20 protein-coding genes and 5 tRNA genes are annotated in these 24071 nt (G+C 55.7%); 9 read left to right on the top strand and 16 right to left on the bottom strand.

All coding sequences use genetic code 11. The annotated features are described in order from the left end of the window. Window positions 1–10: 10 nt before the first annotated feature. On the bottom strand, window positions 11–904 hold the full coding sequence (locus YERSI8AC_RS16530) for an AraC family transcriptional regulator (RefSeq protein WP_159177099.1): 894 nt from the start codon (window positions 902–904) through the stop codon (window positions 11–13). A 220-nt stretch (window positions 905–1124) separates the two neighbouring features. On the opposite strand from YERSI8AC_RS16530, the gene YERSI8AC_RS16525 reads away from it, so the two are divergent. After that, window positions 1125–2186: an NAD(P)-dependent alcohol dehydrogenase gene (locus tag YERSI8AC_RS16525; protein ID WP_009288229.1), complete on the top strand. Its 1062-nt coding sequence runs from the start codon at window positions 1125–1127 to the stop codon at window positions 2184–2186. Between the two features lie 129 nt (window positions 2187–2315). On the opposite strand, the gene lnt is transcribed toward YERSI8AC_RS16525, so the two are convergent. From lnt to miaB, 5 genes are all read right to left on the bottom strand, one after another. Further along, window positions 2316–3797: an apolipoprotein N-acyltransferase gene (gene lnt / locus YERSI8AC_RS16520; protein WP_159177098.1), complete on the bottom strand. Its 1482-nt coding sequence runs from the start codon at window positions 3795–3797 to the stop codon at window positions 2316–2318. Between the two features lie 63 nt (window positions 3798–3860). Continuing rightward, the gene (locus YERSI8AC_RS16515; RefSeq protein WP_159177097.1) at window positions 3861–4760 is read right to left on the bottom strand and encodes an HlyC/CorC family transporter; all 900 of its coding nucleotides are present in this window, start codon (window positions 4758–4760) and stop codon (window positions 3861–3863) included. 179 nt (window positions 4761–4939) lie between these two features. Continuing rightward, on the bottom strand, window positions 4940–5425 hold the full coding sequence (ybeY, locus tag YERSI8AC_RS16510) for an rRNA maturation RNase YbeY (protein ID WP_159177096.1): 486 nt from the start codon (window positions 5423–5425) through the stop codon (window positions 4940–4942). Continuing rightward, entirely contained in the window at window positions 5422–6501 is a 1080-nt protein-coding gene (locus YERSI8AC_RS16505; protein WP_009288233.1) for a PhoH family protein, read from the bottom strand. Before YERSI8AC_RS16505 ends, ybeY begins: the two co-directional genes overlap by 4 nt. Window positions 6502–6786: 285 nt before the next feature. After that, window positions 6787–8130, bottom strand: coding sequence for a tRNA (N6-isopentenyl adenosine(37)-C2)-methylthiotransferase MiaB (miaB, locus tag YERSI8AC_RS16500; protein ID WP_009288234.1), 1344 nt, complete (start codon window positions 8128–8130; stop codon window positions 6787–6789). Window positions 8131–8328: 198 nt separating this feature from the next. On the opposite strand from miaB, the gene YERSI8AC_RS16495 reads away from it, so the two are divergent. The 4 genes from YERSI8AC_RS16495 to YERSI8AC_RS16480 all read left to right on the top strand — a co-directional run bounded on the left by YERSI8AC_RS16495 (window position 8329) and on the right by YERSI8AC_RS16480 (window position 9274). After that, a tRNA-Asn gene (locus YERSI8AC_RS16495) sits at window positions 8329–8404 on the top strand. A 93-nt stretch (window positions 8405–8497) separates the two neighbouring features. Next, a tRNA-Asn gene (locus tag YERSI8AC_RS16490) sits at window positions 8498–8573 on the top strand. Between the two features lie 96 nt (window positions 8574–8669). After that, window positions 8670–8745 (top strand) — tRNA-Asn (locus YERSI8AC_RS16485). Window positions 8746–8908: 163 nt separating this feature from the next. Beyond that, window positions 8909–9274, top strand: a complete 366-nt coding sequence (locus tag YERSI8AC_RS16480) for a metalloregulator ArsR/SmtB family transcription factor (RefSeq protein ID WP_022522558.1) — start codon at window positions 8909–8911, stop codon at window positions 9272–9274. A 92-nt stretch (window positions 9275–9366) separates the two neighbouring features. Here the strand turns inward: YERSI8AC_RS16480 and YERSI8AC_RS16475 are convergent, their stop codons facing one another. Beyond that, the gene (locus YERSI8AC_RS16475; RefSeq protein WP_159177095.1) at window positions 9367–11490 is read right to left on the bottom strand and encodes a carboxy terminal-processing peptidase; all 2124 of its coding nucleotides are present in this window, start codon (window positions 11488–11490) and stop codon (window positions 9367–9369) included. A 138-nt stretch (window positions 11491–11628) separates the two neighbouring features. Between YERSI8AC_RS16475 and YERSI8AC_RS16470 the strand changes: the two genes are divergently transcribed. Further along, on the top strand, window positions 11629–12933 hold the full coding sequence (locus tag YERSI8AC_RS16470) for a M18 family aminopeptidase (RefSeq protein ID WP_159177094.1): 1305 nt from the start codon (window positions 11629–11631) through the stop codon (window positions 12931–12933). Between the two features lie 102 nt (window positions 12934–13035). Here the strand turns inward: YERSI8AC_RS16470 and YERSI8AC_RS16465 are convergent. The 9 genes from YERSI8AC_RS16465 to YERSI8AC_RS16425 form a co-directional block, all read right to left on the bottom strand. Next, window positions 13036–13112: transfer RNA gene (locus tag YERSI8AC_RS16465), tRNA-Met, on the bottom strand. 76 nt (window positions 13113–13188) lie between these two features. After that, entirely contained in the window at window positions 13189–14280 is a 1092-nt protein-coding gene (gene ychF / locus YERSI8AC_RS16460; protein WP_041158247.1) for a redox-regulated ATPase YchF, read from the bottom strand. Window positions 14281–14384: 104 nt separating this feature from the next. Further along, entirely contained in the window at window positions 14385–14972 is a 588-nt protein-coding gene (gene pth, locus YERSI8AC_RS16455) for an aminoacyl-tRNA hydrolase (RefSeq protein WP_022522562.1), read from the bottom strand. A 192-nt stretch (window positions 14973–15164) separates the two neighbouring features. After that, window positions 15165–15809 (bottom strand): 50S ribosomal protein L25/general stress protein Ctc, encoded by a 645-nt coding sequence (locus tag YERSI8AC_RS16450; RefSeq protein ID WP_009287568.1) that lies wholly within the window; start codon window positions 15807–15809, stop codon window positions 15165–15167. A 96-nt stretch (window positions 15810–15905) separates the two neighbouring features. After that, window positions 15906–16847, bottom strand: coding sequence for a ribose-phosphate pyrophosphokinase (locus YERSI8AC_RS16445; RefSeq protein ID WP_009287569.1), 942 nt, complete (start codon window positions 16845–16847; stop codon window positions 15906–15908). 58 nt (window positions 16848–16905) lie between these two features. Next, window positions 16906–16980: transfer RNA gene (locus YERSI8AC_RS16440), tRNA-Gln, on the bottom strand. Between the two features lie 71 nt (window positions 16981–17051). Beyond that, complete coding sequence (gene ispE, locus YERSI8AC_RS16435) at window positions 17052–17906, bottom strand: 4-(cytidine 5'-diphospho)-2-C-methyl-D-erythritol kinase (protein WP_159177093.1); 855 nt, start codon at window positions 17904–17906, stop codon at window positions 17052–17054. A gap of 14 nt (window positions 17907–17920) precedes the next feature. Further along, window positions 17921–18583, bottom strand: coding sequence for a lipoprotein insertase outer membrane protein LolB (gene lolB / locus YERSI8AC_RS16430; RefSeq protein WP_159177092.1), 663 nt, complete (start codon window positions 18581–18583; stop codon window positions 17921–17923). A gap of 109 nt (window positions 18584–18692) precedes the next feature. Continuing rightward, window positions 18693–20531 carry a tetratricopeptide repeat protein gene (locus YERSI8AC_RS16425; protein WP_159177091.1) on the bottom strand — a complete coding sequence of 613 codons (1839 nt, stop codon included), beginning with the start codon at window positions 20529–20531 and terminating at the stop codon, window positions 18693–18695. Window positions 20532–20820: 289 nt separating this feature from the next. Between YERSI8AC_RS16425 and hemA the strand changes: the two genes are divergently transcribed. Genes hemA through prmC form a run of 3 tightly spaced genes read left to right on the top strand, consistent with a single transcriptional unit; the run spans window position 20821 to window position 24067 of the window. Beyond that, entirely contained in the window at window positions 20821–22134 is a 1314-nt protein-coding gene (gene hemA / locus YERSI8AC_RS16420) for a glutamyl-tRNA reductase (RefSeq protein WP_159177090.1), read from the top strand. Then, complete coding sequence (gene prfA, locus YERSI8AC_RS16415) at window positions 22131–23219, top strand: peptide chain release factor 1 (RefSeq protein ID WP_009287574.1); 1089 nt, start codon at window positions 22131–22133, stop codon at window positions 23217–23219. Before hemA ends, prfA begins: the two co-directional genes overlap by 4 nt. Next, complete coding sequence (gene prmC, locus YERSI8AC_RS16410) at window positions 23219–24067, top strand: peptide chain release factor N(5)-glutamine methyltransferase (RefSeq protein WP_138801121.1); 849 nt, start codon at window positions 23219–23221, stop codon at window positions 24065–24067. The genes prfA and prmC overlap by 1 nt, the downstream gene beginning before the upstream one ends. Window positions 24068–24071 lie beyond the last annotated feature (4 nt).

Here is a 24071-nt window from a genome sequence, read left to right as displayed (position 1 = left end):
AAATCTCGTTTTAAGCGCGTAACGCTTGCTCCTGGCGGCGATGCTGAAGCGGGGGCTCGCCAAAGTAGCGCTTATAGTCACGGCTAAACTGAGGCACGCTGCGGTAACCCACCGCCGCAGCGGCCTGATTAACGTTGTGATTATCCTGCAGCAGCAACTGCTGCGCTTTGATTAGGCGCAACCGCTTTAAGTACTGAGCCGGTGATGAGCGGGTAATTTGCTTAAAGTGCTGGTGAAAAGTCGAGGGGCTCATATGGGCCTGTGCTGCCAACTGCTCCACGCTAAAGTCGTCGGCAAAATGGGTGTGGAGCTTAGACAGCACCTGCACAATACGTGAGTAATTACCGTGCCCTAATACCAACGCCCGTAAAGCAGGCCCCTGTTCTCCCTTCAGCGCTTCAAACACCACGTCACGAATGCGGGCGTTGCCCATGGCGCTGCACTCTACCGCTACGTTTAGCGTGCGCGCCAAGCGCAATACGGCGTCCTGCATGCCCTCTGTCATGGCCACCGAGGCCATTGGCAGCGGTGCCTGGGCGTGATGACCGGTATCGCCCATAGCTGTCACCATCTCGCTTAATAGTGCCGGATCCAGGCGCACCGATATACCCAGCAAAGGGGCTTCCGGCGAGCCGTAGGTTTCGCACTCAAAGGGCAGTGGCAACGTTTGGACTAAGTAGTGGCCGGGGTCGTAATAGATTTCGCGATCACCCAGATAACCCATTTTACGCCCCTGGGCAATGATGGTCAGGCTTGGCTCATAGATCAGCGGTGTGCGAATCTGGTGGCGGCTTAAACAGAGTAACGACACGCCGGGCAGTGATGTGCTATTGATTCCGTCGCTTTTAACCAGTGGTGCGATAACGGCAGCCAGCGTATTGCCAGCCTGAGCGGTGGAGGTCATGAGGATTTCTCTTAGGTTTCTAGTGGAATTTGCATAATCATAATGATTTATGCCAATTTTTTGTTATTTTATTACGTGTTATCGGAGTATTTGGCAAAAATGACGTAGCTTCGTTCATCGCTATCATCACTGATTAGGCGAATACTATCGGCATACCTCGCATGCGGGGAAATGTCTGCTGATTTATATGGCAGTCTTTTGCTGATAAGGAGTTTCACCGATGAGCCAAGCATTATCCTACGCCGCATTCGCTGCCGATAAGCCCTTAGCACCGTTTACTTTTGATCGTCGCCAGCCGCGCCCCGATGACGTCGCCATCGAAATTCTCTACTGTGGTGTCTGCCACAGCGATCTGCATTTTGCTCGCAATGACTGGGGCATGAGCCAGTATCCCGTCGTACCTGGCCATGAGATTGTCGGACGCGTGACCTCTGTGGGCGATAAAGTATCGCGTTTTAAAGCCGGTGACCTGGTGGGTGTCGGTTGCATGGTCGATTCATGCCGTACCTGTGCTGCCTGTAAGGACGGCGTAGAGCAGTACTGCCTGGAAGGCTTCACCATGACCTACGGCAGCGAAGACCGCCAGGATGGCACCCTAACCCAGGGTGGCTACTCCGATTCCATCGTGGTGAGCGAGCACTTCGTGCTACAGATGCCTGATGGTATTGATCTGGCCTCAGCGGCGCCGATTCTATGCGCCGGTGTAACGACTTACTCACCGCTCAAGCATCACGGCGTGGGCAAAGGCCATAAAGTCGGTGTGATCGGTATGGGTGGCTTAGGCCACATGGGCGTTAAATTGGCCAAAGCGTTGGGCGCTGAAGTCACGGTGTTCACCCGTTCCGACGCCAAGGTTGAAGAAGCGAAGCGTAACGGTGCAGACCACGTGGTGGTTTCCAGCGACCAGGCACAAATGGATGCCGTGGCTGAAACCTTTGATTTCATGCTCGACACTGTACCTGTCCAACACGATCTAAACCCCTACCTAACGTCGTTGAAGTATGACGGTACCCATATCATTGTCGGCTTGTTAGAGCCTATTGAGCCTGCTATTGAAGCGTTCAATTTGGTCTTTAAGCGTCGTGTGGTTGCCGGTTCACTAATTGGTGGCATTGCGGAGACTGAAGAGCTGCTCAAGCTGTGCGCCGATCAGGGCATTACCTGTGATATCGAGATGCTCGATATCAATAACATTAACGAAGGTTTTGAGCGCATGGAAAAAGGCGATGTGCGCTATCGTTTCGTGATTGATATGGCCACGCTAAAAAACAGTGCAGCCTAAATAACGGATTGTCTAGCTGCCTATCTATCCACTCAGGTAGGTAGCTAGCTGGAGCAAAACAAAACGGCCCGAGTCCTGCAGAGGACTCGGGCCGTTTTTCTAGCTAGCCACTTTAGCGCCTGAGGCGTTTCAACTTCGTGGTTGGCGTGTGACTCTTGCTGCCACCACGCCGGGCAAGAGCATCAAGCCTGCTAACAGCCAAGCTGGCCAGCTACCCAAGCGGGTGAAAGGCGTTAGACCCTCCATGGCGTAAAACTCACCGGTGAGCGTGGTTGTCTCAAACTGCGGCGCGCGTTCAACAATGCGCCCACTGGAATCGATAATAGCGGTAATGCCATTGCTGGTGGCGCGGATCACATAGCGTCCATTCTCTAGCGCGCGTAGGCGTGCCATCTGCAGATGCTGGTGGGGGCCAATTGAGGCGCCAAACCAGGTGTCGTTAGACACCGTCATGATGACACCGCTGTCTTGGGCTCGGCGGGCGACTAGCTGTGGGTAGATGATCTCATAGCAAATAGCGTTACCAATATGAATCCCGGTGGCCTGCATCGGTGTTTGCTCATGCTCACCTTTGGTAAAGGTCGACATGGGCAGGTCAAAAAAATCAATCGCCCCGCGGAGTACACTCTCCAGCGGCAGGTACTCACCAAAAGGCACCAGGTGTTCTTTCTGGTAGCTGCCCTCTACGTCGCCGACGCCAATCACGCTATTGAAGTAACGCTCCTGCTCGTCGCGCTGAACGATGCCGGTGAGCAGAGCGACGTCGGGCGGTAGGTTCGCTTGCACCCGCTCCAGCACCGGGCGAGCCTGGGTCTCCATCATTGGCAGCGCGGTTTCTGGCCAGATGATCAGGTCAACCTCATCGGCGACTTCGCGGGTGAGGTTGCTATAGGTATTCGCCGCCGTGCGCTGCCCTTCGGGCGTCCACTTCAGCAACTGCGGCAGGTTGCCCTGTAGCAGTGCCACGCGCGTGGGCTCGTCCACAGGCGTGGTCCACTGATGGGGGAGTGCCAAGGGAATTAGCCAAATAGACGCCAGTGGCGCAAGTGTCCACCACTGACGGCGCAGCAGTAGTTCAGCGCCAAGCGCACCGCTAAGTGCGACCAGCAGCGAGAGCAGGTAGACGCCGCCAACGGGTGCCCAGGCAGCCAGCGGCGAGTCGACGTAGCCAGAGCCCAGCAACAGCCAGGGAAAGCCGGTAAACAAGTAGGTGCGTAGCACCTCGCCCAGTACCCAGGCGCCAGCAAAGCTGATAAACGCAAGCCGGGCGGAGGTGAAGCGCCGGTAGAGCCAGAAAGTGCCGGCAAAAAACAGCGCCAGAATCGTCACAAACAGCGCTGTTAGGAAAACAGCTAGCGGTACACCGGTGTAGCCATAGTCGTGGATAGAGACATACACCCAAGAGGTGCCGCTGGCGAACAGTGCCACACCGTATAACCAGCCCTTCAGGGCCGCCTGGGCGGGGGTTAAAGTGTGCAGGCCCACATAGAGTAAGCCAATGGCCACCGGGCCAAGCCACCAAAGCTCAAAAGGGGAAGCCGTTAGGGTGGTGAAACCGCCCGCCACCAGGGCGGCAAGCAGCTGTAACAAAAACGCGGGGGGTAAACCCATAGCGATAACCTATCTACGGTAAAGTGCGAGGGAGTGGAGAGAAAACAGCGCGACAACAAGCGCCTAGGCTGGCTTGTTCTCCTGGTCATCATCCTCTTCGTCATCGCGGCGGGTGTCGCGATAGGCTTCGAGTAGACGGATGCGTCGGGTGTCGGCATTGAGAATCACAAACCGCCAGCCGCCCAGAATGGTGTGTTCACCGCGCCGCGGTAGATGGCCAAACTGCTGCATCACCAGGCCGCCAACGGTATCGAACTCATCGTCAGAGAACTCGGTGTCAAAGCGTTCGTTGAAATCTTCGATGGGGGTCAGCGCGCGAATGGCGTAGCGGCTATTCTCTATTTCGCGGATATCGTCCTCTTCATCGGTATCGTGCTCATCTTCGATGTCGCCAACGATCTGCTCAAGAATATCTTCGATGGTGATAATGCCCGCGGTGCCGCCGTATTCATCCACCACCACTGCCATGTGATTGTGGGTATCCCGAAACTCTTTGAGTAGGCTGTTTAGCCGTTTTGATTCAGGGATAAACATCGCGGGGCGCAAAATGTCATCTAACTTGAACGCATCACGCTGGGCCTGTGTCTGGGAGAGCAGGGGGAGTAAATCTTTTACCAGCAGAATGCCTTTTACATCGTCCAGATTTTCGCCAATCACCGGGTAGCGGGAGTGGCCGGTTTCCTGAATCAGTGGTAGGTAGCCGTCGCTGGTTTGATCCAGAGCGATGGCTGAGACCTGGGAGCGAGGTATTAGCACTTCACGAACCTGCTGATCGCTGATATCAAGCGCCCCTTCGATGATCATAATGGCGTCTTGATCCAGCTTTAATTTCCCTGCGGTATGGCGTAAAAACGTCATCAGCTCATCGCGTGAGCTGGGTTCGTCATTGTCTCCGGAAAGGGCGCCAAAGAGTTTCTCGAGCCAGGATTTTTGATTGGGGTTGCTCGATCGGTCTTCGCTCATGCGTCAATTCTCTCGTTTGCGGGCAGACAGTTGCTATCTCGTTGACGACATCGTTATATAAACCATGTCGTCAGGTAGCTGTTTTATCACTGAAACGGGGGATAGTACCAGATTAGTTGTTACGTGATTTAACGCACTCACCGCTAAATAATAAAGAGGTAAGGGGCTAAGCGTGTTCCCTATTGAGCGGGGGGGCTGTCAGCATACGGATCAGGAATGCTTAGCTCGGCTAACATCTCGCGCTCAAACTGCTCCATTTCCTCGGCCTCGTGATCATCAATATGATCGTAGCCCATTAAATGCAAGATGCCATGCACGACCATATGGGCGTAGTGGTGCTCGATCGACTTGTTTTGCTCGTTGGCTTCTTTGGCCACCACGGCATGGCAAATCACCAGGTCGCCGAGTAACGGTAAATCCACACCTGGCGGGCTCTCAAAAGGGAATGACAGCACGTTGGTGGTTTTGTCTTTGCCGCGGTAATCACGGTTGAGCGTTTGGCTTTCAAGCTCATCCACAAAGCGAATAGTCACTTCAAGACGCTGATCGTCAGGGTGGTGGGCAAACACACAGCCCACCCATTGGGTGAGCTGTGGCAGGCTGGGTAGCAGTGGTTCGTCAATCGCCGCCTGACGATCAACGATGACTTCAATGGCCTCGCTCATCGCGAACTATCCCATGCGTCTTCGCGTGCCTGCATACGTGCGTCACGCTCTTGCTGGCGTGCCTCGCGGCGAGCACGCTCTTCCACTTCCTGCTGGGATTCGAACATATCGTAGGCTTCGATAATGCGCTGTACCAGCGGGTGGCGTACCACATCCTTGGCGGCAAAGTGGGTGACGCCGATGCCTTGAGTGTCTTTCAACACGTCGAGCACCTGAATCAGCCCTGAACGCTGGCCTTTGGGGAGATCGACCTGGGTCACGTCGCCGGTAATCACGGCGGTGGAGCCAAAGCCAATCCGGGTCAGGAACATTTTCATCTGCTCCGGGGTGGTGTTCTGGCTCTCATCCAGAATGATGTAGGAGTTATTGAGTGTGCGGCCACGCATATAGGCCAGCGGGGCAATCTCAATCACCTGACGCTCAATCAGTTTTGCCACCTGCTCGAAGCCAATCATTTCATACAGGGCATCGTAAAGGGGCCGCAGGTAGGGATCGATTTTCTGGGCCAGGTCGCCGGGCAAGAAGCCAAGTTTTTCACCCGCTTCCACCGCCGGGCGCACGAGCAGGATGCGGCGTACTTCCTGTTGGTTGAGTGCCTCAACCGCGGCGGCAACAGCGAGGTAGGTTTTACCGGTACCCGCAGGGCCAATGCCGAAATTGATGTCGTGTTCACGGATACTTGATACGTAGCGCTGCTGGTTGAGCCCGCGCGGTTTGATCATGGTGCGTGGGGTGCGCATGATCACTTCATCGCTGCTGCCGACGCCGTCAGCTTCCTCTTCCAGCGCTTCAAGCCCGGACTCTTGCAGGAACAGGTGCACAGTGTCGGCCTCAAGTTCGCTCGCCGCTGTTTCGCGATAGAGGTGTTCCAACACGTTCGCCGCTGCTTTGATGCGGTTGGCTGGGCCCGCCAGTTGGAACACATTGCCCCGGTTGCGCAGCGTCACATCTAGGCGGCTTTCAATCAGCTTCAAATGCTCGTCCTGCTGGCCGCAAAGGCTAGCAAGGCGCTGCGGATCATTGGGTTCAAGGCTTAAGGTGATGATGCGATTGGCCTGAGGTGTTGGCTGGCTCAAGAGTGGGGAACCCCTCGTTAGTGTGTGTATCGTTCAGCTTACTGCCCCACCAGAAGCGGGGCAATGATCTATGCTAACTGAAAGGTACTTTATACAGTACGGTGCCGAGAGCAGGTTTCCGCGAGGGCGCTGTGAACCCTTCCTTGGGCGCTACTTTTGCCATCTGACCGCCATGGATGGCGGAAATGCCGGAATTGTTGGGAACCCTTTCCGGCCCTGGCAAAAGACCCTCGCTACAACCTGTTCTCGCACTCGTTATCGGGCATTTATAAATGCGTTAAACAATCAATAGCGCTCAGGTGAGGCAAGCTCACCGCGTAGCGAATTGGGAAATGCCTCGGTGATCTCTACATCGACAAAGTAGCCGATTAGTTCGGTGGGGTTGGCAGCGCGGAAGTTAACCACTCGGTTATTCTCGGTACGCCCTGAGAGCTGGCCGGGGTCGCGGGGCGAAAAGCCGTTAACCAGTACACGCTGTGTGCTGCCGACCATGCGGCGGCTAATTTGCGCGGTTTGCTGAATGATCCGCTCCTGCAGAATCGCCAGACGCTGCTTTTTGACACTCTCCGGTGTTTCATCCGGCAGGCCAGAAGCAGGTGTGCCGGGGCGTGCGGAGTAAACGAAGCTGAACGAATGATCGAAGCCGATTTGATGAATTAAATTCATCGTCGCTTCAAAATCTTCTTCTGTTTCGCCGGGGAAGCCGATGATGAAGTCAGAAGAGAAGCTGATGTCCGGGCGGTTGGCGCGGATGCGCTCCATCTTTTCAATGTATTCGGCCGCCGTATGCCCGCGCTTCATGGCAGTAAGAATACGGTCTGAACCCGACTGTACCGGCAGGTGAAGGTGGCTCACCAGCTCAGGGATATCGGCAAAGGCGTCAACTAGGCTGTCGGTAAACTCCACCGGGTGTGAGGTGGTAAAGCGGATGCGGTCAATGCCCTCAACCGCCGCAACGCAGGCAATCAGTTCGGCCAGGTCGATTTCATCGCCAAGCTGGTTTTCACCGCGGTAGGCATTGACGTTCTGGCCCAACAGGTTGATCTCGCGCACGCCCTGGTCGGAAAGGTGAATGACTTCATCCATTACCGCCTCAAAGGGGCGCGAGACTTCTTCACCGCGGGTGTAGGGCACCACGCAGAAGGTGCAGTACTTTGAGCAACCTTCCATGATCGACACAAACGCCGTTGCGCCATCAGAAGAGGGCTTGGGCAGGTGGTCGAATTTTTCGATCTCTGGAAAGGTGACATCTACCGCCGCAATCTGATTATTGCCACGGGCATCCAGCATTGAGGGTACGCGGTGCAGGGTTTGCGGCCCGAACACCATGTCCACGTGAGGCGCGCGCTTGCGAATGGCTTCGCCTTCCTGGCTTGCCACGCAGCCGCCCACGCCAATCACCAGGTTGGGATTGGCGTCTTTAAGTTTTTTCCAGCGTCCCAGCTGATGAAAAACTTTTTCCTGCGCTTTTTCGCGAATCGAGCAGGTGTTTAACAGAATGACATCGGCTTCACGCTCATTATCAGTGAGTTCGAGCTGGTGAGATTCGCCGAGTAGATCCGCCATGCGGGAGGAGTCGTACTCGTTCATTTGGCAGCCGTGCGTTTTGATGAAGAGCTTCTTCGCCATCGGTACCTGTCATCTATGAGTCGTCGGGGGACGAGGATGAATGGAGTGTCGTCGTGCGGTCGGCAATGATGGTGCCCGAACCGCTATCGTTAGTTGGCGCATTATACGGATACAAGAAACCAGCGGCTAGCGTTCATCCATAATCGATACTTGACCCTCACGATTCTATGGGTATACTACGCACCGTGTTTGAGCAGTTCCTCGATAGCTCAGTTGGTAGAGCAAATGACTGTTAATCATTGGGTCGCAGGTTCGAGTCCTGCTCGAGGAGCCAATCAATTGCTGGAAGTTATTAGCAATTTTGGTTTCGCTTTAAACACGATAGCGTTTGAAAAGACAGCGCTTATGAAAAAATAGCTTAAGATGTTCCTCGATAGCTCAGTTGGTAGAGCAAATGACTGTTAATCATTGGGTCGCAGGTTCGAGTCCTGCTCGAGGAGCCAAGTTATCACATCAGTACTTCACAGGTACTGCGCATTAGATAGCTGTTTAAGATATGCCGATACGGGGATATCTTCATATAACAGGTAGTGCACTGTTCCTCGATAGCTCAGTTGGTAGAGCAAATGACTGTTAATCATTGGGTCGCAGGTTCGAGTCCTGCTCGAGGAGCCATTTAATCCCCCCTGTTAGTCTAAGTCTCACTGTTTCTTTAATACCCGCTGCTTAATGGCATCTGGGTGTTTTTCTGTGCCTGAATGCCGCGCATTCGCGTGGTGCTTACTGCTAACGGTTCTTGTGGCGTAAACTACACATAGTCAATCAGTCTGGGAAGTTTATGGTGGGCAAAGTGAATACACCGCAAGCCTTGCAGGTGTTTAAATGTTTAAGCGATGAGACGCGTTTGATGCTGGTGCTGCTGGTGGCTCAAGAGCAGGAGCTTTGCGTGTGCGAAATGACTTATGCGCTGCAGGAGTCCCAGCCTAAAGTATCGCGTCATTTGGCTCAGCTGCGTCAGTGTGGATTGCTGAGTGATCAGCGTGAGGGGCAGTGGGTCTATTACCGGCTTGCCCCCCAGTTGCCTGCCTGGGCTCATGAGGTGATTCGCGCGGGTGGCCAGGGCAGTGCCGCCCAGTTAGCTGCGCTGACTCGGCGCTTAACCAAAATGGGTGACCGGCCAGCCCGCCTGGCGGCGCTCTGTTGAAACCAGGGTTAAAGCCAAAACGTTAAAACCAAAACGCCGCCCCTTGCGAAGGGGCGGCGTTTTTTTAACTAGCTTATTTTAACTCGGCGTACTTAGCGCTTTGCGGCTAACCGCTGAGTGTCTTGCAGGCGGGCGTAGTCGAGCAGGATTTCAGCCGATTCGAGCACATAGGCGCGATCAACAGCCAGTGCGTCATCTTCGTCGCTTTCCCCTTCACTGTCTTGGGTTGCCTCTGCGTCCTCAATTCCTTCTGTGACGCTTTCGGTGGCATCCGTACGAGCATCCATCCACTCATCCAGTTCTTCAAGGCCCAGTGCTCGGCGGCGTTGGTTTTCCAGCGAAAGCTGCTCGGCTTCCTGGGCTTCCATTTCACGCTTACGCTGCTCGCGATTTAGGCTCACGCTGGTATGCTGCTCGCGTAACTGGCGGGCCAGCGTGGACTGACGCTCTAAATAGCGGAAGTTGGCATTGTCCTGGGCGCGTGCGTCGTGCTGGGCTATCAGTTTATCCAGCATGATTTCAGGTTCGCCATAGCGGCGATACTGGACGTTCTGAACGGTGTCCCAGGCCAGGGCATTATCCAGGCTGCTCTCACCAATCCGCTCGGGGTCAATCAGGCTGGGGAAGTCGATGTCCGGCTCAACGCCGCGGTTCTGGGTGCTGTCGCCAGAAATGCGGTAGAACTTGGCGCGAGTCAGTTTGATCTGACCATGGCTCAGCTCGTTGAGCGTCTGCACGGTGCCTTTGCCAAACGTCGGCGTGCCCAATACTAAACCGCGACCATAATCCTGAATCGCACCGGCAAAAATCTCAGAGGCAGAGGCGGAGAGGCGATTCACCAGCACCCCTAGCGGGCCGTCATAAAGTGTCCCTGCTTCGCTGTCGCCATACAGTTGAATGCGCCCCTGGGCATCGCGCACTTGTACGGTGGGGCCGCGGTCGATAAACAGGCCAATAAGCGAGTTGGCTTCCTGGAGCGCACCGCCGCCGTTGTTGCGTAGGTCAAGCACGATACCTTCCACGCCCTCTTCTTTAAGGCGTTCGACTTCTTTGGCAACATCGCGAGTAGTGCTGCGATACTCCTCTTCACCCGCTTGCCAGGCGTCAAAATCGACGTAGAACGTCGGGATGTTAATCACCCCTAAGCGGTGAGGTTCTCCATCACGCTCGACTTCAATCACTTCGCCATGGGCGGCTTGGTCTTCAAGGCTAACGGTGTCACGGGTAATCTCAACGGTTTGCGAGCGGGTCATATCCACCGCTTGGGCAGGTACCACGTCCAAGCGAACAACGGAGCCTTTGGGGCCACGAATCAGATCCACCACGTTGTCCAGGCGCATGCCGACCACATTGACCATCTCACCCTCTTCCTGGCCTACGGCGATGATACGATCCGCTGGCTCAAGTACGCCGGCGCGCTCCGCTGGGCCGCCGGGCACAAGGCTGGAAACTTTGACATATTCACCATCGGACTGAAGTAGGGCGCCAATGCCCTCAAGGGAGAGGCTCATCTGAATATCGAAGGATTCGCCCTGGCGAGGGGAGAGGTAGCCAGTATGTGGGTCGATACTGCTAGTAACGGCTGCCATCAGTACGCCAAATACATCTTCAGGCTCGGTTTGCTCCAGCCGCGTTAGTTGGCCTTCATAGCGCTGGCGCAGGTTGTCTTCAATCTGTTCGCTATCCTGATCGGTCAGGGCGAGCGTTAAGGCGTCGTTTTTAAGCCGCTTGCGCCATAGCTCGTCAAGCTCGCTTTGCCGGGATGCCCAGGGCGCCTCTTCACGATCAATTTCTAAACGCTCGTTGCTTTCAAAATCGAAATCAAGGCCTTCGTCCAGCTTTGCCAACAAAGACTCAAGGCGCGACCGTTGCCGATCACTAAAGGTGTTATAGAGATCAAACGCATCATCCAACTCACCATTGAAAAGAGCGTCTGCCATGCCCGTCTCTAAGTGACGATAGGGCTCGATATCACTGCGCAGCAGGTAGGCGCGCTGGCCGTCCAGAATATCCAAATAGCGTTGGAAAGCATCCTGCGACCACGCTTCATCAAATGTAATATCAGCATAATGGCCGTAGCGGAGCGAGTCCGCAATTTCCACTGCCGCCTGGCGTTGTTCGTCGGTCGGCTCAAGTTGCGCCAAGGCGGCTGGGCTGGTAACAACCAGCATGACAGCCAGGGCGACCGAACGCGAAAGCGTTGCAAACAAGCTCATCAGTCAAGCTCTCCCGGATTTGTGTACACTCATTCTTCCCTAGACTCGCATATGACCCATGAGTTGCGTAGGTCGAAGGGGTATTGTAGCAGGTCGCCTGCGCGATGAGACTCAATCATTACTGTTATGAGGATTTCCATGTCCGAGACTTTCAACGCTGATCGTTTAACGCGGTTATGCGATTTTCTGCGCCAATCACCGACCCCGTGGCACGCTGCAGGCAATATGGCTGAGCGATTGGAGCAAGCTGGTTTTCAGCGGCTGGAAGAGAAGGCCAATTGGCAGCTAACCCCGGGCAAGCGCTACTACGTCACCCGTAATGACTCGGCGATTATTGCTTTTCAGTTGCCTGAGTCTGAAGTGACGGCGCTGCGTATGATCGGTGCCCACACCGATAGCCCGGGGTTGCATCTAAAGCCTAACGCCACGCAGTGCTCTGCAGGCTGGCTACAGTTGGGAGTGCAGGTGTATGGCGGTGTTTTGTTAGCGCCGTGGTTTGACCGTGACCTGGGGCTGGCAGGGCGTGTGCATGTGCGCCATGCCGATGGTCGCTTGGAAAGCATATTGCTTAATGTCGATCGGGCTATTGCCATGGTGCCGAGTCTGGCGATTCACCTGGATCGTGATGTCAACGCAGGTCGGCCGATTAACCCGCAGACGCAAATGGCGCCAGTGTTGATGCAGAGCGATACGGCTACGCTAGGCGAGCTAGTGGCGCAATGGTTAGAAGAGCAGCACGGCCTGCGTGCAGTGGAAGTGGTGGACTTTGAATTAGGCTTTTACGATGTTCAGCCACCGTCCCTGGTTGGTGTTAAGCAAGAACTGGTGGCCAGCGCCCGGTTGGATAACCTGCTCTCCTGCTTCATCGGTTTAGAGGCGCTCTTGGCTTGCGATGGCAGCCAAGGCGCTTTGTTGGTGGCCAACGATCACGAGGAAGTCGGCAGTGCCAGTGCCTGTGGTGCTCAAGGTCCGTTCTTGGCGGATGTGCTAAAGCGTATTAATGGCCAAGTGGGCAAGGGAAGCGACGAGTCGCTGATTCAACTGATTCAGTCGTCGCTGATGATTTCTTGCGATAACGCCCACGCACTGCATCCTAACTTTCGCGACAAGCACGATGAGCGCCATGGCCCAGCGATTAACGGTGGCCCGGTCATCAAGGTGAACTCCAGCCAGCGTTATGCCACCAATAGTGTCACCGGCGCGCTGTTTCGCGATGTATGTCGTGAGGCTGACGTACCCGTGCAGTCGTTTGTTACCCGGGCGGATATGGGTTGCGGAAGCACGATTGGCCCGATTACCGCCACCGAGTTGGGTGTGCCCACTATTGATGTGGGGGTGCCTCAATGGGCGATGCATTCGATTCGGGAAACCGCGGGTACTAAAGATGTCGAGTATCTAATCCGCGCTCTAACGCTATTTCTAAACCGCCCTGCGTTAAGCTAGTCCAAGCAAATAGCTGAATTTTACTTAGTAATAACGGCTTGGCAACACAAATTGGCAACACAAAAAGGCCCGCTAATAAAATTAGCGGGCCTTTAATATGCTTGGTGGCTACGCCCTGATTTGAACAGGGGACCCCATCATTATGAGTGATGTGCTCTAACCAGCTGAGCTACGTAGCCTTTCAACGGGGGCGAATGATACTGATAACCCCGCCTTCAGTCAATGTTTTATTGCTGGTCGTATGGGTGTTGCCGCTTACACATTAAAGCGGAAGTGCACCACATCGCCATCTTTGACAATGTACTCTTTGCCTTCCAGACGCCATTTTCCGGCGTCTTTGGCTGCCTGCTCACCGCCTAGCGATACGAAGTCCTCATAGGCAACCACTTCAGCACGGATAAAGCCTTTCTGAAAGTCGGTGTGAATCACGCCAGCGGCTTCGGGGGCTGTTGCGCCTTCTTTCACGGTCCAGGCGCGCACTTCTTTAACGCCGGCAGTGAAGTAGGTTTGCAGACCCAGCAGTGAGTAGCCCGCGCGAATGACACGATCAAGGCCTGGTTCATCCATGCCCATCTCGCTTAAGAACATCGAGCGCTCTTCATCATCCAGCTCGGCAATTTCGGCTTCCAGCTGATTGCAAACAGGCACCACAAGCGCGCCTTCTTCAGCGGCGATTTCGTTAACAATATCCAGGTAAGGATTGTTCTCAAAACCATCTTCATTGACGTTGGCGATGTACATGGTCGGTTTCAGGGTCAAAAAACCGAAGCTCTTCACTTGGCGCTGCTCTTCCTCGCTTAAGCCAAAGCTGCGTAGCGGCAAGCCTTCCGCAACGTGGGGCTGAATACGATCAAGAATCGCCTTGGTCGCAATGGCCTCTTTATCACCGCCTTTCACCGAACGAACCAGACGCTGGCTGGCTTTTTCGACAGTATCCAGGTCGGCCAGCGCCAGCTCTAAATTGATCGTTTCGATATCGGCGCGCGGGTCGACCTGGTTGGCTACGTGGATAACGTTGTCGTTATCGAAGCAGCGCACCACATGGGCAATCGCCTGGGTTTCACGAATGTTAGCCAGAAACTTGTTGCCTAAGCCCTCACCTTTGGAGGCCCCGGCGACCAAGCCAGCAATGTCGACGAACTCCATGGTGGTCGGCAGTACTTTTTGCGGCTTGACGATCTCGGCGAGCTTATCAAGGCGCGGATCCGGCATCGGCACGATACCCACGTTCGGCTCAATGGTACAGAAGGGGAAGTTTTCTGCATCGATGCCTGACTTGGTCAGTGCATTGAATAGTGTGGACTTGCCGACGTTAGGCAGGCCGACGATGCCGCAATTGAAACCCATAAAATGTTCCTGAGAATAAGGTGGTAGGGCGTAAAAGTAATCGCCATTCTACGAGATGCGCTAGCCATCAGCTACCGGCGTAACTTAACAGCTTTTGGCGGCGTCTATGCTGGCTTGAGGCTGTGCAGCTGGTTCATGGCTTTGGCCCAGTCTCCCGCGAGTGCTAGCGGTAGGGTGGTGACACACTCGTCCATGGCGCGAACAATGGCCTCGTGTTCGGCCTTGCCGGGACGCCCCAGTACATAATTAGTGACTTGGCGCGCCTCGCCGGGGTGACCAATGCCAATTCGTACCCGGTGAAACTGCTTCTGGCCGCCTAGTGCGCTAATAATATCGCGCAGGCCATTGTGGCCTCCATGCCCGCCACCGGTTTTGTAGCGTGCTTGGCCGGGGGGGAGGTCGAGCTCGTCGTGGGCGACCAGTAGGTTTTCAGGGGCAAGTTTGAAAAACTGGCACAAGGCTGCCACCGCGGCGCCACTGCGATTCATAAAGGTGGCAGGGTTGAGCAGGTGCAGTTCATGGTCGCCTAGGCGTACCTTGGCGTAGTGGCCGAAAAATTTCTTTTCCGGTCGTAGCTCTGCATGGGCGCTCTGCGCAATAGCCTCTACCAGCCAGAAACCGGCGTTATGGCGCGTGGCTTCATATTCCGCTCCGGGGTTGCCTAATCCAATAATGGCTGTTACCTGGCTCATCTTCCCACCTCGCACAAAATATTCAGAAGACCAAAACTATCCAGAAGACTAAAACAATCCAGAAAACATGGTTGACGCCGCGCCAGCGACGGCCCTAAAAAAAATCAAGCGCCGAGGCGCTTGATTCTAACATCGTGTCAGCATCACAAGGGCCATGCAGGCATGGCCCCCATAAGATGCTTAACGGGATACTTACTCGGCGCTGCTGTCTTCTTCGCCTTCGCTTTCACCATCTTCATCTTCTGCATCAGCACGCACTTTTACTTTCGTGATGCTGAGTACTGCATTGTCGTGCTCTTCACCGTGGGACAGGTCAACTGAGGTGACGCCGGCCGGTAGGGTAAGGTCAGACAGGTGCAGTGTCGTGCCAAGCTCAACGGCAGCGATGTCGACTTCGATAAAGTCAGGCAGGTCTTTCGGCAAGCAGCTGATCGCCACTTCGTTGGCCAGTACGTGCAGTTCGCCGCCTTGGTCTTTGATACCGACACACTTCTCTTCGCCCGTCACGTGCAGTGGCACGTTGATGGTGATTTCGTGAGTCGCATCAACGCGCAGGAAGTCGGCGTGGGTCAGCAGCGGCTTGAAAGGGTGACGCTGCAGGTCACGAACAACGACTTGCTCTTCTTTACCTTCGATCATCAGTTTGATGACGGAAGAGAAGAAAGACTCATCTTCAATCGCTTTGTAGAAAGCGGTTTTTTCAACAGCGATGGACTGCGCACCTTTTTCGCCACCGTATACAACGGCCGGCACTTGCTGGTTCGCACGACGCAGGCGGCGGCTCGCACCTTTCCCCAGGTCGTTACGAACGCTGGCTTTCAGGATAAAATCAGACATGGAATTGCCTCTTAGTTTAAGTAAGGAAGACGCCGCCGACCGCGACCAGACGACGACGTTTCCGTGGCCCCAAAAGGGGGCTGTATCGTCAGTGGATTAGTGGAACATCGCGCTGACAGATTCTTCGTTGCTGACCCGGCGAATCGCTTCTGCGATCAGTCCAGCAACGCTCAACTGGCGAATTTTTCCGCTACGACGGGCAACGTCAGATAGCGGGATGGTGTCGGTCACCACCACTTCATCCAGTACGGAGTTGGTAATATTATCGACCGCAGGGCCGGACAGGATCGGGTGTGTCGCATAGGCCACCACGCGCTTGGCGCCGTGATCTTTTAACGCTTCACCGGCTTTACACAGCGTGCCTGCGGTGTCGATCATGTCGTCGACTACGACACAGGTGCGGCCCTCAATCTCGCCGATGATATGCATCACCTGGGCCTGGTTGGCCTGAGGGCGACGCTTATCGATAATGGCGAGATCGGCATTCAGCTGTTTGGCGATGGCACGGGCGCGAACAACGCCGCCCACGTCAGGGGAAACAACGACGAGGTCGCTGTAATTCTGACGTTCGATATCATCCAGCAGGATGGGCGAGCCGTAGACGTTGTCGACAGGAACATCAAAGAAGCCTTGGATCTGGTCAGCGTGTAGATCCATGGTCATCACACGGTCAACGCCCGCTTTAACCATCATATCCGCCACTACTTTAGCGGAAATCGGCACCCGTGCGGAGCGCACGCGGCGATCCTGGCGAGCATAGCCAAAGTAGGGAAGTACCGCCGTGATGCGAGTTGCCGAGGCGCGACGCAGTGCGTCGACCATCAGGATCAACTCCATTAGATTGTCGTTTGTCGGTGCACAGGTGGATTGTAGAATGAAGACATCCTTACCGCGCACGTTCTCATTGATCTCGACTGCGATTTCGCCGTCGCTGAATTGACCCACCGTAGCGTTACCCATACGGCTGTCTAAGCTCTCGGCAATTTTTTGAGCGAGTGCGGGATTGGCGTTCCCGGCGAAAACCATCAATTTTGACACGCGCAGCCACCTTTGCAGTGTTGGGAATCAGGGGTAAAAACGCAGGCCATTGTTGGGTTGGCTGGGGTACCAGGATTCGAACCTGGGAATGCCGCTACCAAAAAGCGGTGCCTTACCACTTGGCGATACCCCAGCAATAACCTAACGCGCTGACCGGGCGCTTTTAACTGCCCAGAGCGGGACTGTAAATAGCCCAGAGCGGGATTATAAACAGCCCAGAGCATCATGTAGGGGAGAGGTGTTGAGTCCGCGTGCTACCCATGCCGGCCAATGTTGTCCCGCTAATTGCGCGATTGCTTGTGCCGATTGCTGTGTATCGAAAGCAGCAAACAGACAAGCCCCCGTGCCGGTCAACCGACTAGGTGCGTGCTGTGCAAGCCAGTTCAGGGCTTCCGCAATTGGCGGATAGCGTTCCTTTACCACGGCTTCACAGTCATTGCGCCACTCCGGCGCTCCCCCCTGCAGTGCGCGCGCCATAGTAATGGGGCGGCTGTCACGTGTCAATTGCGGGTCTTGGAAGACACCTGACGTAGACACACTAATACCCGGGTGAATAATCACAAACCAAGGGGTATCAAGCGTCACCGGGGTAAGCCGTTCGCCAACGCCTTCGCCCCAGGCGCTATGGCCATGGACGAATACCGGCACATCGGCCCCCAGCTGAAGCCCTAGGCGAGCTAGTTCGACTAACGGTAGATTGAGCTGCCAGAGGTGGTTGAGCCCCACTAAGGCGGTGGCTGCGTTGGAACTGCCACCCCCTAAACCGCCTCCCATCGGCAACTGCTTATCGATCGTAAGCGTAGCGCCTAGTGCAGTGCCGCTATGCTGTTGCAATAACCGTGCGGCGCGTACGATCAAATTGTCATCGTGGCTAACGCCGCTAACCTCACTGGTTAACTGAATTTTCCCGTCATCGCGAGGGGCCAGCGTAAGGTGGTCGCACAGGTCGATAAACTGAAATAGCGTTTGCAGTGCGTGGTAGCCGTCTTCACGACGGCCCACTATATGCAGCATGCGGTTAAGCTTGGCCGGCGCGGGAAGCGTTAATGGCGCGTTCATTGAAACGGTTACCTTTACTCTTCGCTAGCTTGCCACTGGTTGACGACCAGCGTAATACGCACATCATCGTAATGCATGACCATGCGCCGTGGCAGCCATAAACCGTCGACTTTCTCCCAGTCGCGGTAGTCGATTTCCCAGCCGTCTTGGGTAAGATGGCTAGGAAAGCCCAGTTCGTCGGTTTCTAGCTGATAACTGCCGGTATTGTCATTATCAGGATCACCGGGCAGGCCGCGCACCCAGTTGGGCATAGCGGTGACGGGGAGTGACCAGCCCAACTGCTCTTCCATAAGCGCTTCTGGGGTTTCTGCCTCAAAGCGGCCGTCGCTATTGGAGAGGGAGAAACGTCCCTCGCGCCCCTCAAGCACGTTGCGTCCGCCGCCAAAGGGCCCGCTGATCAGCATACGGAAATAGTAGGGGGTTTGATTCCAGTCCAGGTTGGCGCTGACGTTCTCTTCTGGGGTGCGCAATCCTGCCTTGCCGACCAGCGTCCAGGTATCGAATGCTTCTACATCGGCCTGCTGGCGTTCCCACTGACCTGCCTGGCGGCCACTTTCATCCATGGGAGCCTGGGAGGCACAGCCGGCGAGCAAGAGAAGCGCGAAGCCGGCAAGCCAGAGGCGCGAAGTGTGACGTGTCAATGGCCAGCGGGGCGAGGGGGACGTCAGTGTCAACATAAACAGGCTCCATGTCAGGTGGTTATAGCGCAAGGGTAACATGATGGGGGCGCTTAAAATGGGGTTCGCAGGGTTAGGGTGCCTCTGGCGGCGTTAGTTCAGGACTTATTTAAGGACTGAGCTCAGGGCTTAGCTCAGGATAACGCTCGAGTAGCCCGTCGATCAGTGGGTGTTGGTTCGTCCGCTGCATGATTTGCTGGATCAACTGGCGCGCTTCTTCATCACGCCCCAGTGCATTTAGCACTTCGGCCAGGTGCGCAGCGACCTCCTGGTCAGGTAGCTGCATATAGGCGCTTTCAAGCCAGGGCAGCGCTTCTTCAGGTTCGCCAAGGCGGAAGTAGACCCAGCCCATGCTATCGAGCACGGCAGGGTTGTCCGGATCAGCCTCGTAGGCACGCTCAATCAGCTCAAACGCCTCTTGCAAGCGCCCTGGCAAGTTAAGGTCGGCCAGTGTGTAGCCCAGCGCATTGAGCGCTTCGGCATTGTCTGGGTCGGTGCGCAGTATCTGACGCAAATCCTGCTCCATGCCCGCGATGTCGCCTGCTTCCCAACGCCGCATGGCACGCATATAAAGCAGCGATGCGTCATCAGGTGTACGGCTAATTTCGCGGTCTAATAGCGCATCAGCGTCCGCAGGTTGATTTATTTCGTCCAGCAACTGGACTTCGAGCATCACCAATTCAGTAAAGTAATTATCAAAGCGCATCCGTTCAATGCGTAGGAAGGCGCGAGCATCCAGCAGACGATCTTCCTCAATCAGCATTTGCGCGGCCGCCGCGCGAGCGGGCAAAAATTCACTGCCCTCGCTGACTTGGCGATAATAGAGCAGCGCATTATCGATATCGCCTTGCTCTTGGGTGATGGCGCCAAGTAGGTAATAGGCTAAATCTGGCACGTTAGGTTGGCCAATCAGCGGCTGCAGCAAGCGTTGCGCGGGTTCGGGGTGCCCCTCTTCCAGATAAAGCTGGGCTAGCGATAAGCGCAGATCTTCATTGCCTGCATGGCTCTCTAGCAGAGCGTTGGTTTGCACTTCAGCCGCGCTAATATTGTTAAGGCGGATTTCTGCTTGAGCCAGTAGCAGGATAAACCGTACATCGTCAGGGGCGAGTTCAAGGCCCTGTTGGGCAGCGCGCTGAGCGGCCGGGTAATCCTCAACCTCCAGTGCCAAGCGAGCTTTCACCAACCATAACGCAGCAGATTCGGGGTCGAGCAACTCGACTTGATCAAGCCGCCGCTGGGCAAGCGTTGTATCACCCAGGGCAGCCTCAATCAGTGCCGTGCCCAACAGTACATCGCTGTGATGGGGCAGTTGGTCAGCGTTTGGGCGGGCTAAATGCTCACGCAGCTGCTGGGCGATCAACGTTAATGGTGCCTCTTCAGCCACCGCGATCTCTGCAAAGGCGGTGATATCGCCATGGCCGCCAGCTTCAGCAATCGCAATGCGCTGTTCAAGGCTGTCGAGCCAATCACCACGCTGCAGTGAAAAGGCCGCCAGCAGACGATTGGGTGCTTCTGCCTGGGGGGCAAGCTCTCGCCAGCGAAGTGCCGAGGCTTCGACTAATGAAGCTTCATCGCCAAAGCGGGCCGCGAAGGTGGCGCGTTCAGCAAGCGCTGGCTCGCGATAGCGCTTAGCCGCTTCCAGGTAGCCCTGGCTCGCGTAGCGATAGTCGCCACGCTGTCCAGCAAGCTCAGCGCCCAGCAGCGTACTGAGCCCCGCGGCATCCAGCCCGCGGGTTATTGGCGGCGCATTGCGCATTGGGTCATCGGCCCAGGTGCCGAGGTGGCTATCCTGAGGGCTGGGCGTAGATTGGCAGGCGCTCAGCAGCAGAGCAGCAGAAGCGGCCAAAGGTAATCGCATCGAATGCCGGAACATAGCGCTCACTAGTGAGAAGCCCGAACAGGTAGAGCCCTTTAAACCAGGGCCCAATAAAGAAAAGCGAGGTCGCATGCGTCTCTCGATTAAGTGGCCAGATGCCCAGCATAGCGGCTTGCCTGCCTGCGGCAAAGTGGTGTGGGCCAGATGATAGCCTGCTGTGATAGAATGTTCCTCCTTGAAAAAGTGGTCAGCAAACTTTATGCCTACTTATTAAAGACCATTGTAGGCAGCTTACAGATATTTGTAGGTAGCGCCGAACCACGCTAAAGACTTGTTTTAGCAAGCCCTAATTGACGGTGCAGCCGCTTATCATCACGACGGCTGCCAAAAAGTCCGACACACTAGCGAAGACGCATAACGCATGACGCTTCTTGCCCTGGGAATAAATCATCGTACCGCCAGCGTGGCCGTGCGTGAGCAGGTGGCTTTTACGCCAACGCAGCTTGAAACCGCATTGGCTGAATTGCGTAACCTGCCACAAATCAGTGAAGCGGCGGTGCTCTCTACCTGCAACCGCACGGAGCTTTACTGTGTCACGGATGCGGCTGGCGAGCAGGCAGTACTCAATTGGCTCGGACGCTTTCATAACTTACGCGTCGATGAGCTGATGCGCTGTGCCTACCACTATCTAGACAACGATGCAGCGCGCCATTTAATGCGCGTAGCGGTTGGCCTGGATTCCATGGTGCTGGGCGAACCGCAGATTCTGGGGCAGTTGAAGGATGCCTATCAGCAGGCGCGCCAATCCAAGGGTTTGGGTGGCGAGCTTGAACGCCTGTTCCAGCATACCTTTGCGGTGGCCAAACAGGTGCGCACCGAAACCGGCATCGGTAAAAACCCCGTTTCAGTGGCTTACGCTGCCGTCAGTATGGCCAGCCGCATTTTCGATGACTTTAGCCGTTCTCGGGCGTTGCTAATAGGCGCCGGTGAAACTATTGAATTAGTTGCGCGCCATCTAAATGAGGCGGGGGTCCGAGAGCTTACGGTTGCTAACCGCACCCGGGAACGCGCTGAGTTGGTCGCCGACCCTCTGGGAGGAACGGCGATCACCCTGCAAGAGATTCCTGACGCTCTCGAGAACGCCGATATTGTGATCTCTTCCACCGCGTCCCCGCTGCCTATACTTGGTAAAGGCATGGTTGAGCGCGCGCTCAAAAAACGTCGCCATCGGCCGGTATTTATGGTCGATATCGCGGTGCCTCGGGATATTGAGCCCGAAGTGGGCGAATTAGCGGATGTGTTTCTTTACACCGTGGATGACCTGGAAGAGGTTATCCAGGAAAATCGCCGTCATCGCCAGGTTGCCGCTGACCAAGCCGAGTCGCTGATCGAACACGGGGTGGGTAGTTGGAAGCATGAGCGGCGTATTCGTAATGGTGGTGAACTGATCCGCGACTACCGCCAGCATGGTGAAGCGCTGCGCGATCTTTCCCGCGACCAAGCGTTGGAGCGGCTGGCACGAGGTGAAGATCCAGCTAAAGTCATTGAGCGCTTGGCGCATCAATTGACTAACCGTTTGCTCCACCAGCCCACCCAGGCCATACGCGATGCAGCGTCTGAAGAGCACCACGATTTACTCAACGCCGCTCCGCGCCTGCTGTTGCCCACTAAGCCTGCCTTTGAGACTACACCAGCGCCCCCGGTTAACCGCCAGAAGGATGATACGCCCGCATGAAAGAGACTCTGCGTCAACGCTTAGACAGCTTTACCGAACGCTTTGAAGAGCTGGCGATGCTGCTGTCGGATCCCGACGTGATCAATAACCAGCAACGCTTTCGCGATTATTCGCGTGAGTATGCTGAGTTAGAGGAGCTGGTGGCGGCCTGGCAGCGCTATCGTGATATTGAAACCAATATGCACGAAGCCGAGCAGCTTAGCCGCGATAGCGACGCGGACATGCGCGAGTTGGCGGAGATGGAGCTAAGCGAAGGGCGGGAGCGGTTAGCCGAGCTGGATATCGAGCTGAAGCGCCTGCTGGTGCCTAAAGACCCTGATGATGGCCGTGGGGTGTTTCTGGAAGTGCGTGCTGGTACCGGCGGCGACGAAGCGGCAATTTTTGCCGGTGACCTGTTTCGCATGTACTCCCGCTACGCTGAAAAACGTGGTTGGCGGGTCGAGGTAGTGAGCGCCAGTCATGGTGAGCAGGGCGGCTACAAAGAGATCATTTCCCGCGTCAAAGGCGATGGTGTTTACGCCCAGCTGAAATTTGAATCCGGCGCTCACCGGGTACAGCGCGTCCCTGCGACCGAGTCCCAGGGCCGCATTCACACCTCTGCTTGCACCGTCGCAGTGATGCCTGAAGTCGATGACGTGGGCGATATCGATATCAATCCTTCGGATCTGCGCGTGGATACCTACCGCTCCAGCGGCGCCGGTGGTCAGCACGTTAACACCACGGACTCTGCGATCCGCATTACTCACCTGCCTACCGGCGTGGTGGTGGAGTGTCAGGAAGAGCGCAGTCAGCATAAAAACCGTGCCAAAGCGATGTCGCTGCTGGCCGCGAAGTTGAAGCGTAACGCCGTCGATAGCCAGCGTCAGACGCAAGCGGATGCACGCCGTTCGCTAGTGGGTTCGGGGGATCGCAGTGAGCGTATCCGCACCTATAATTTCCCCCAGGGGCGGATTACCGACCATCGCATTAATTTGACGCTTTATAAACTCAATGAAGTGGTCAGCGGCGAGCAGTTGGATGACGTGATTAGCCCGCTGATTCACGAGTATCAAGCGGAACAGCTCTCAGCCCTTCAGGATGTCTAATGACCCTTGATGCGCTGTTGAAACAGGCTGCCCAACGTTTGCAGGCGGCGGGTTCCAGCTCGCCGCGTATCGACGCTGAAGTGCTGTTATGCCACGTGCTCGGGCGTGATCGCACTTGGCTCTACACCTGGGGCGATAAAATATGCTCCTTATGGGAGCAGGCCCGTTTCGATGCGCTCATCGCTGCACGTTCCCAGGGCACTCCGGTTGCCTACCTTACCGGGGAACGCGAATTTTGGGGGCTGCGCTTAGCCACCTCACCTGATACGTTGATACCCAGGCCTGATACTGAAACCCTGGTTGAGCTTGCCCTAAAGCGGGCGACGCTCCCCTCAGGCCGGCTGCTCGATCTTGGCACGGGAACGGGTGCCATTGCCCTGGCATTTGCCAGCGAACAACCTCACTGGCAGGTAGTGGGGGTGGATCTGCGCTTTGAGGCGGTCGCGTTGGCAAACCGTAACGCGCGCTCGTTAGGCATATCCAATGCTAGGTTTTTACAGAGTGATTGGTTTGCTGCTTTGGAAACGTGTGCGGATGCAGATAAGCAGTTCAATATTATCGTCAGTAATCCCCCGTATATTGCCGCCGATGATCCTCATCTAGCCGAAGGCGATGTGCGTTTTGAGCCACGCTCAGCGCTGGTTGCTAACGCCTGCGGCATGGCGGATTTGCTGCATTTGGTAAACTCCGCGCAGCGCTATCTAGCGGCTTCTGGTTGGTTGCTGCTAGAGCACGGCTATAAACAGGCCGAAATGGTGCGCGAGGCGCTTGAGCGCGCTGGCTATAAAAACGTTGAAAGTGCTCGTGACCTGGGGGGGCATGAACGGGTTACCCTGGGGCACCTTTAATAAC

It is taken from the genome of Halomonas sp. 113, assembly GCF_904067645.1.
Taxonomy (GTDB): Bacteria; Pseudomonadota; Gammaproteobacteria; order Pseudomonadales; family Halomonadaceae; genus Vreelandella; species Vreelandella titanicae.
Note: the sequence above shows the minus strand (reverse complement) of the source record. Positions and strands in the feature narration are given on the sequence as shown.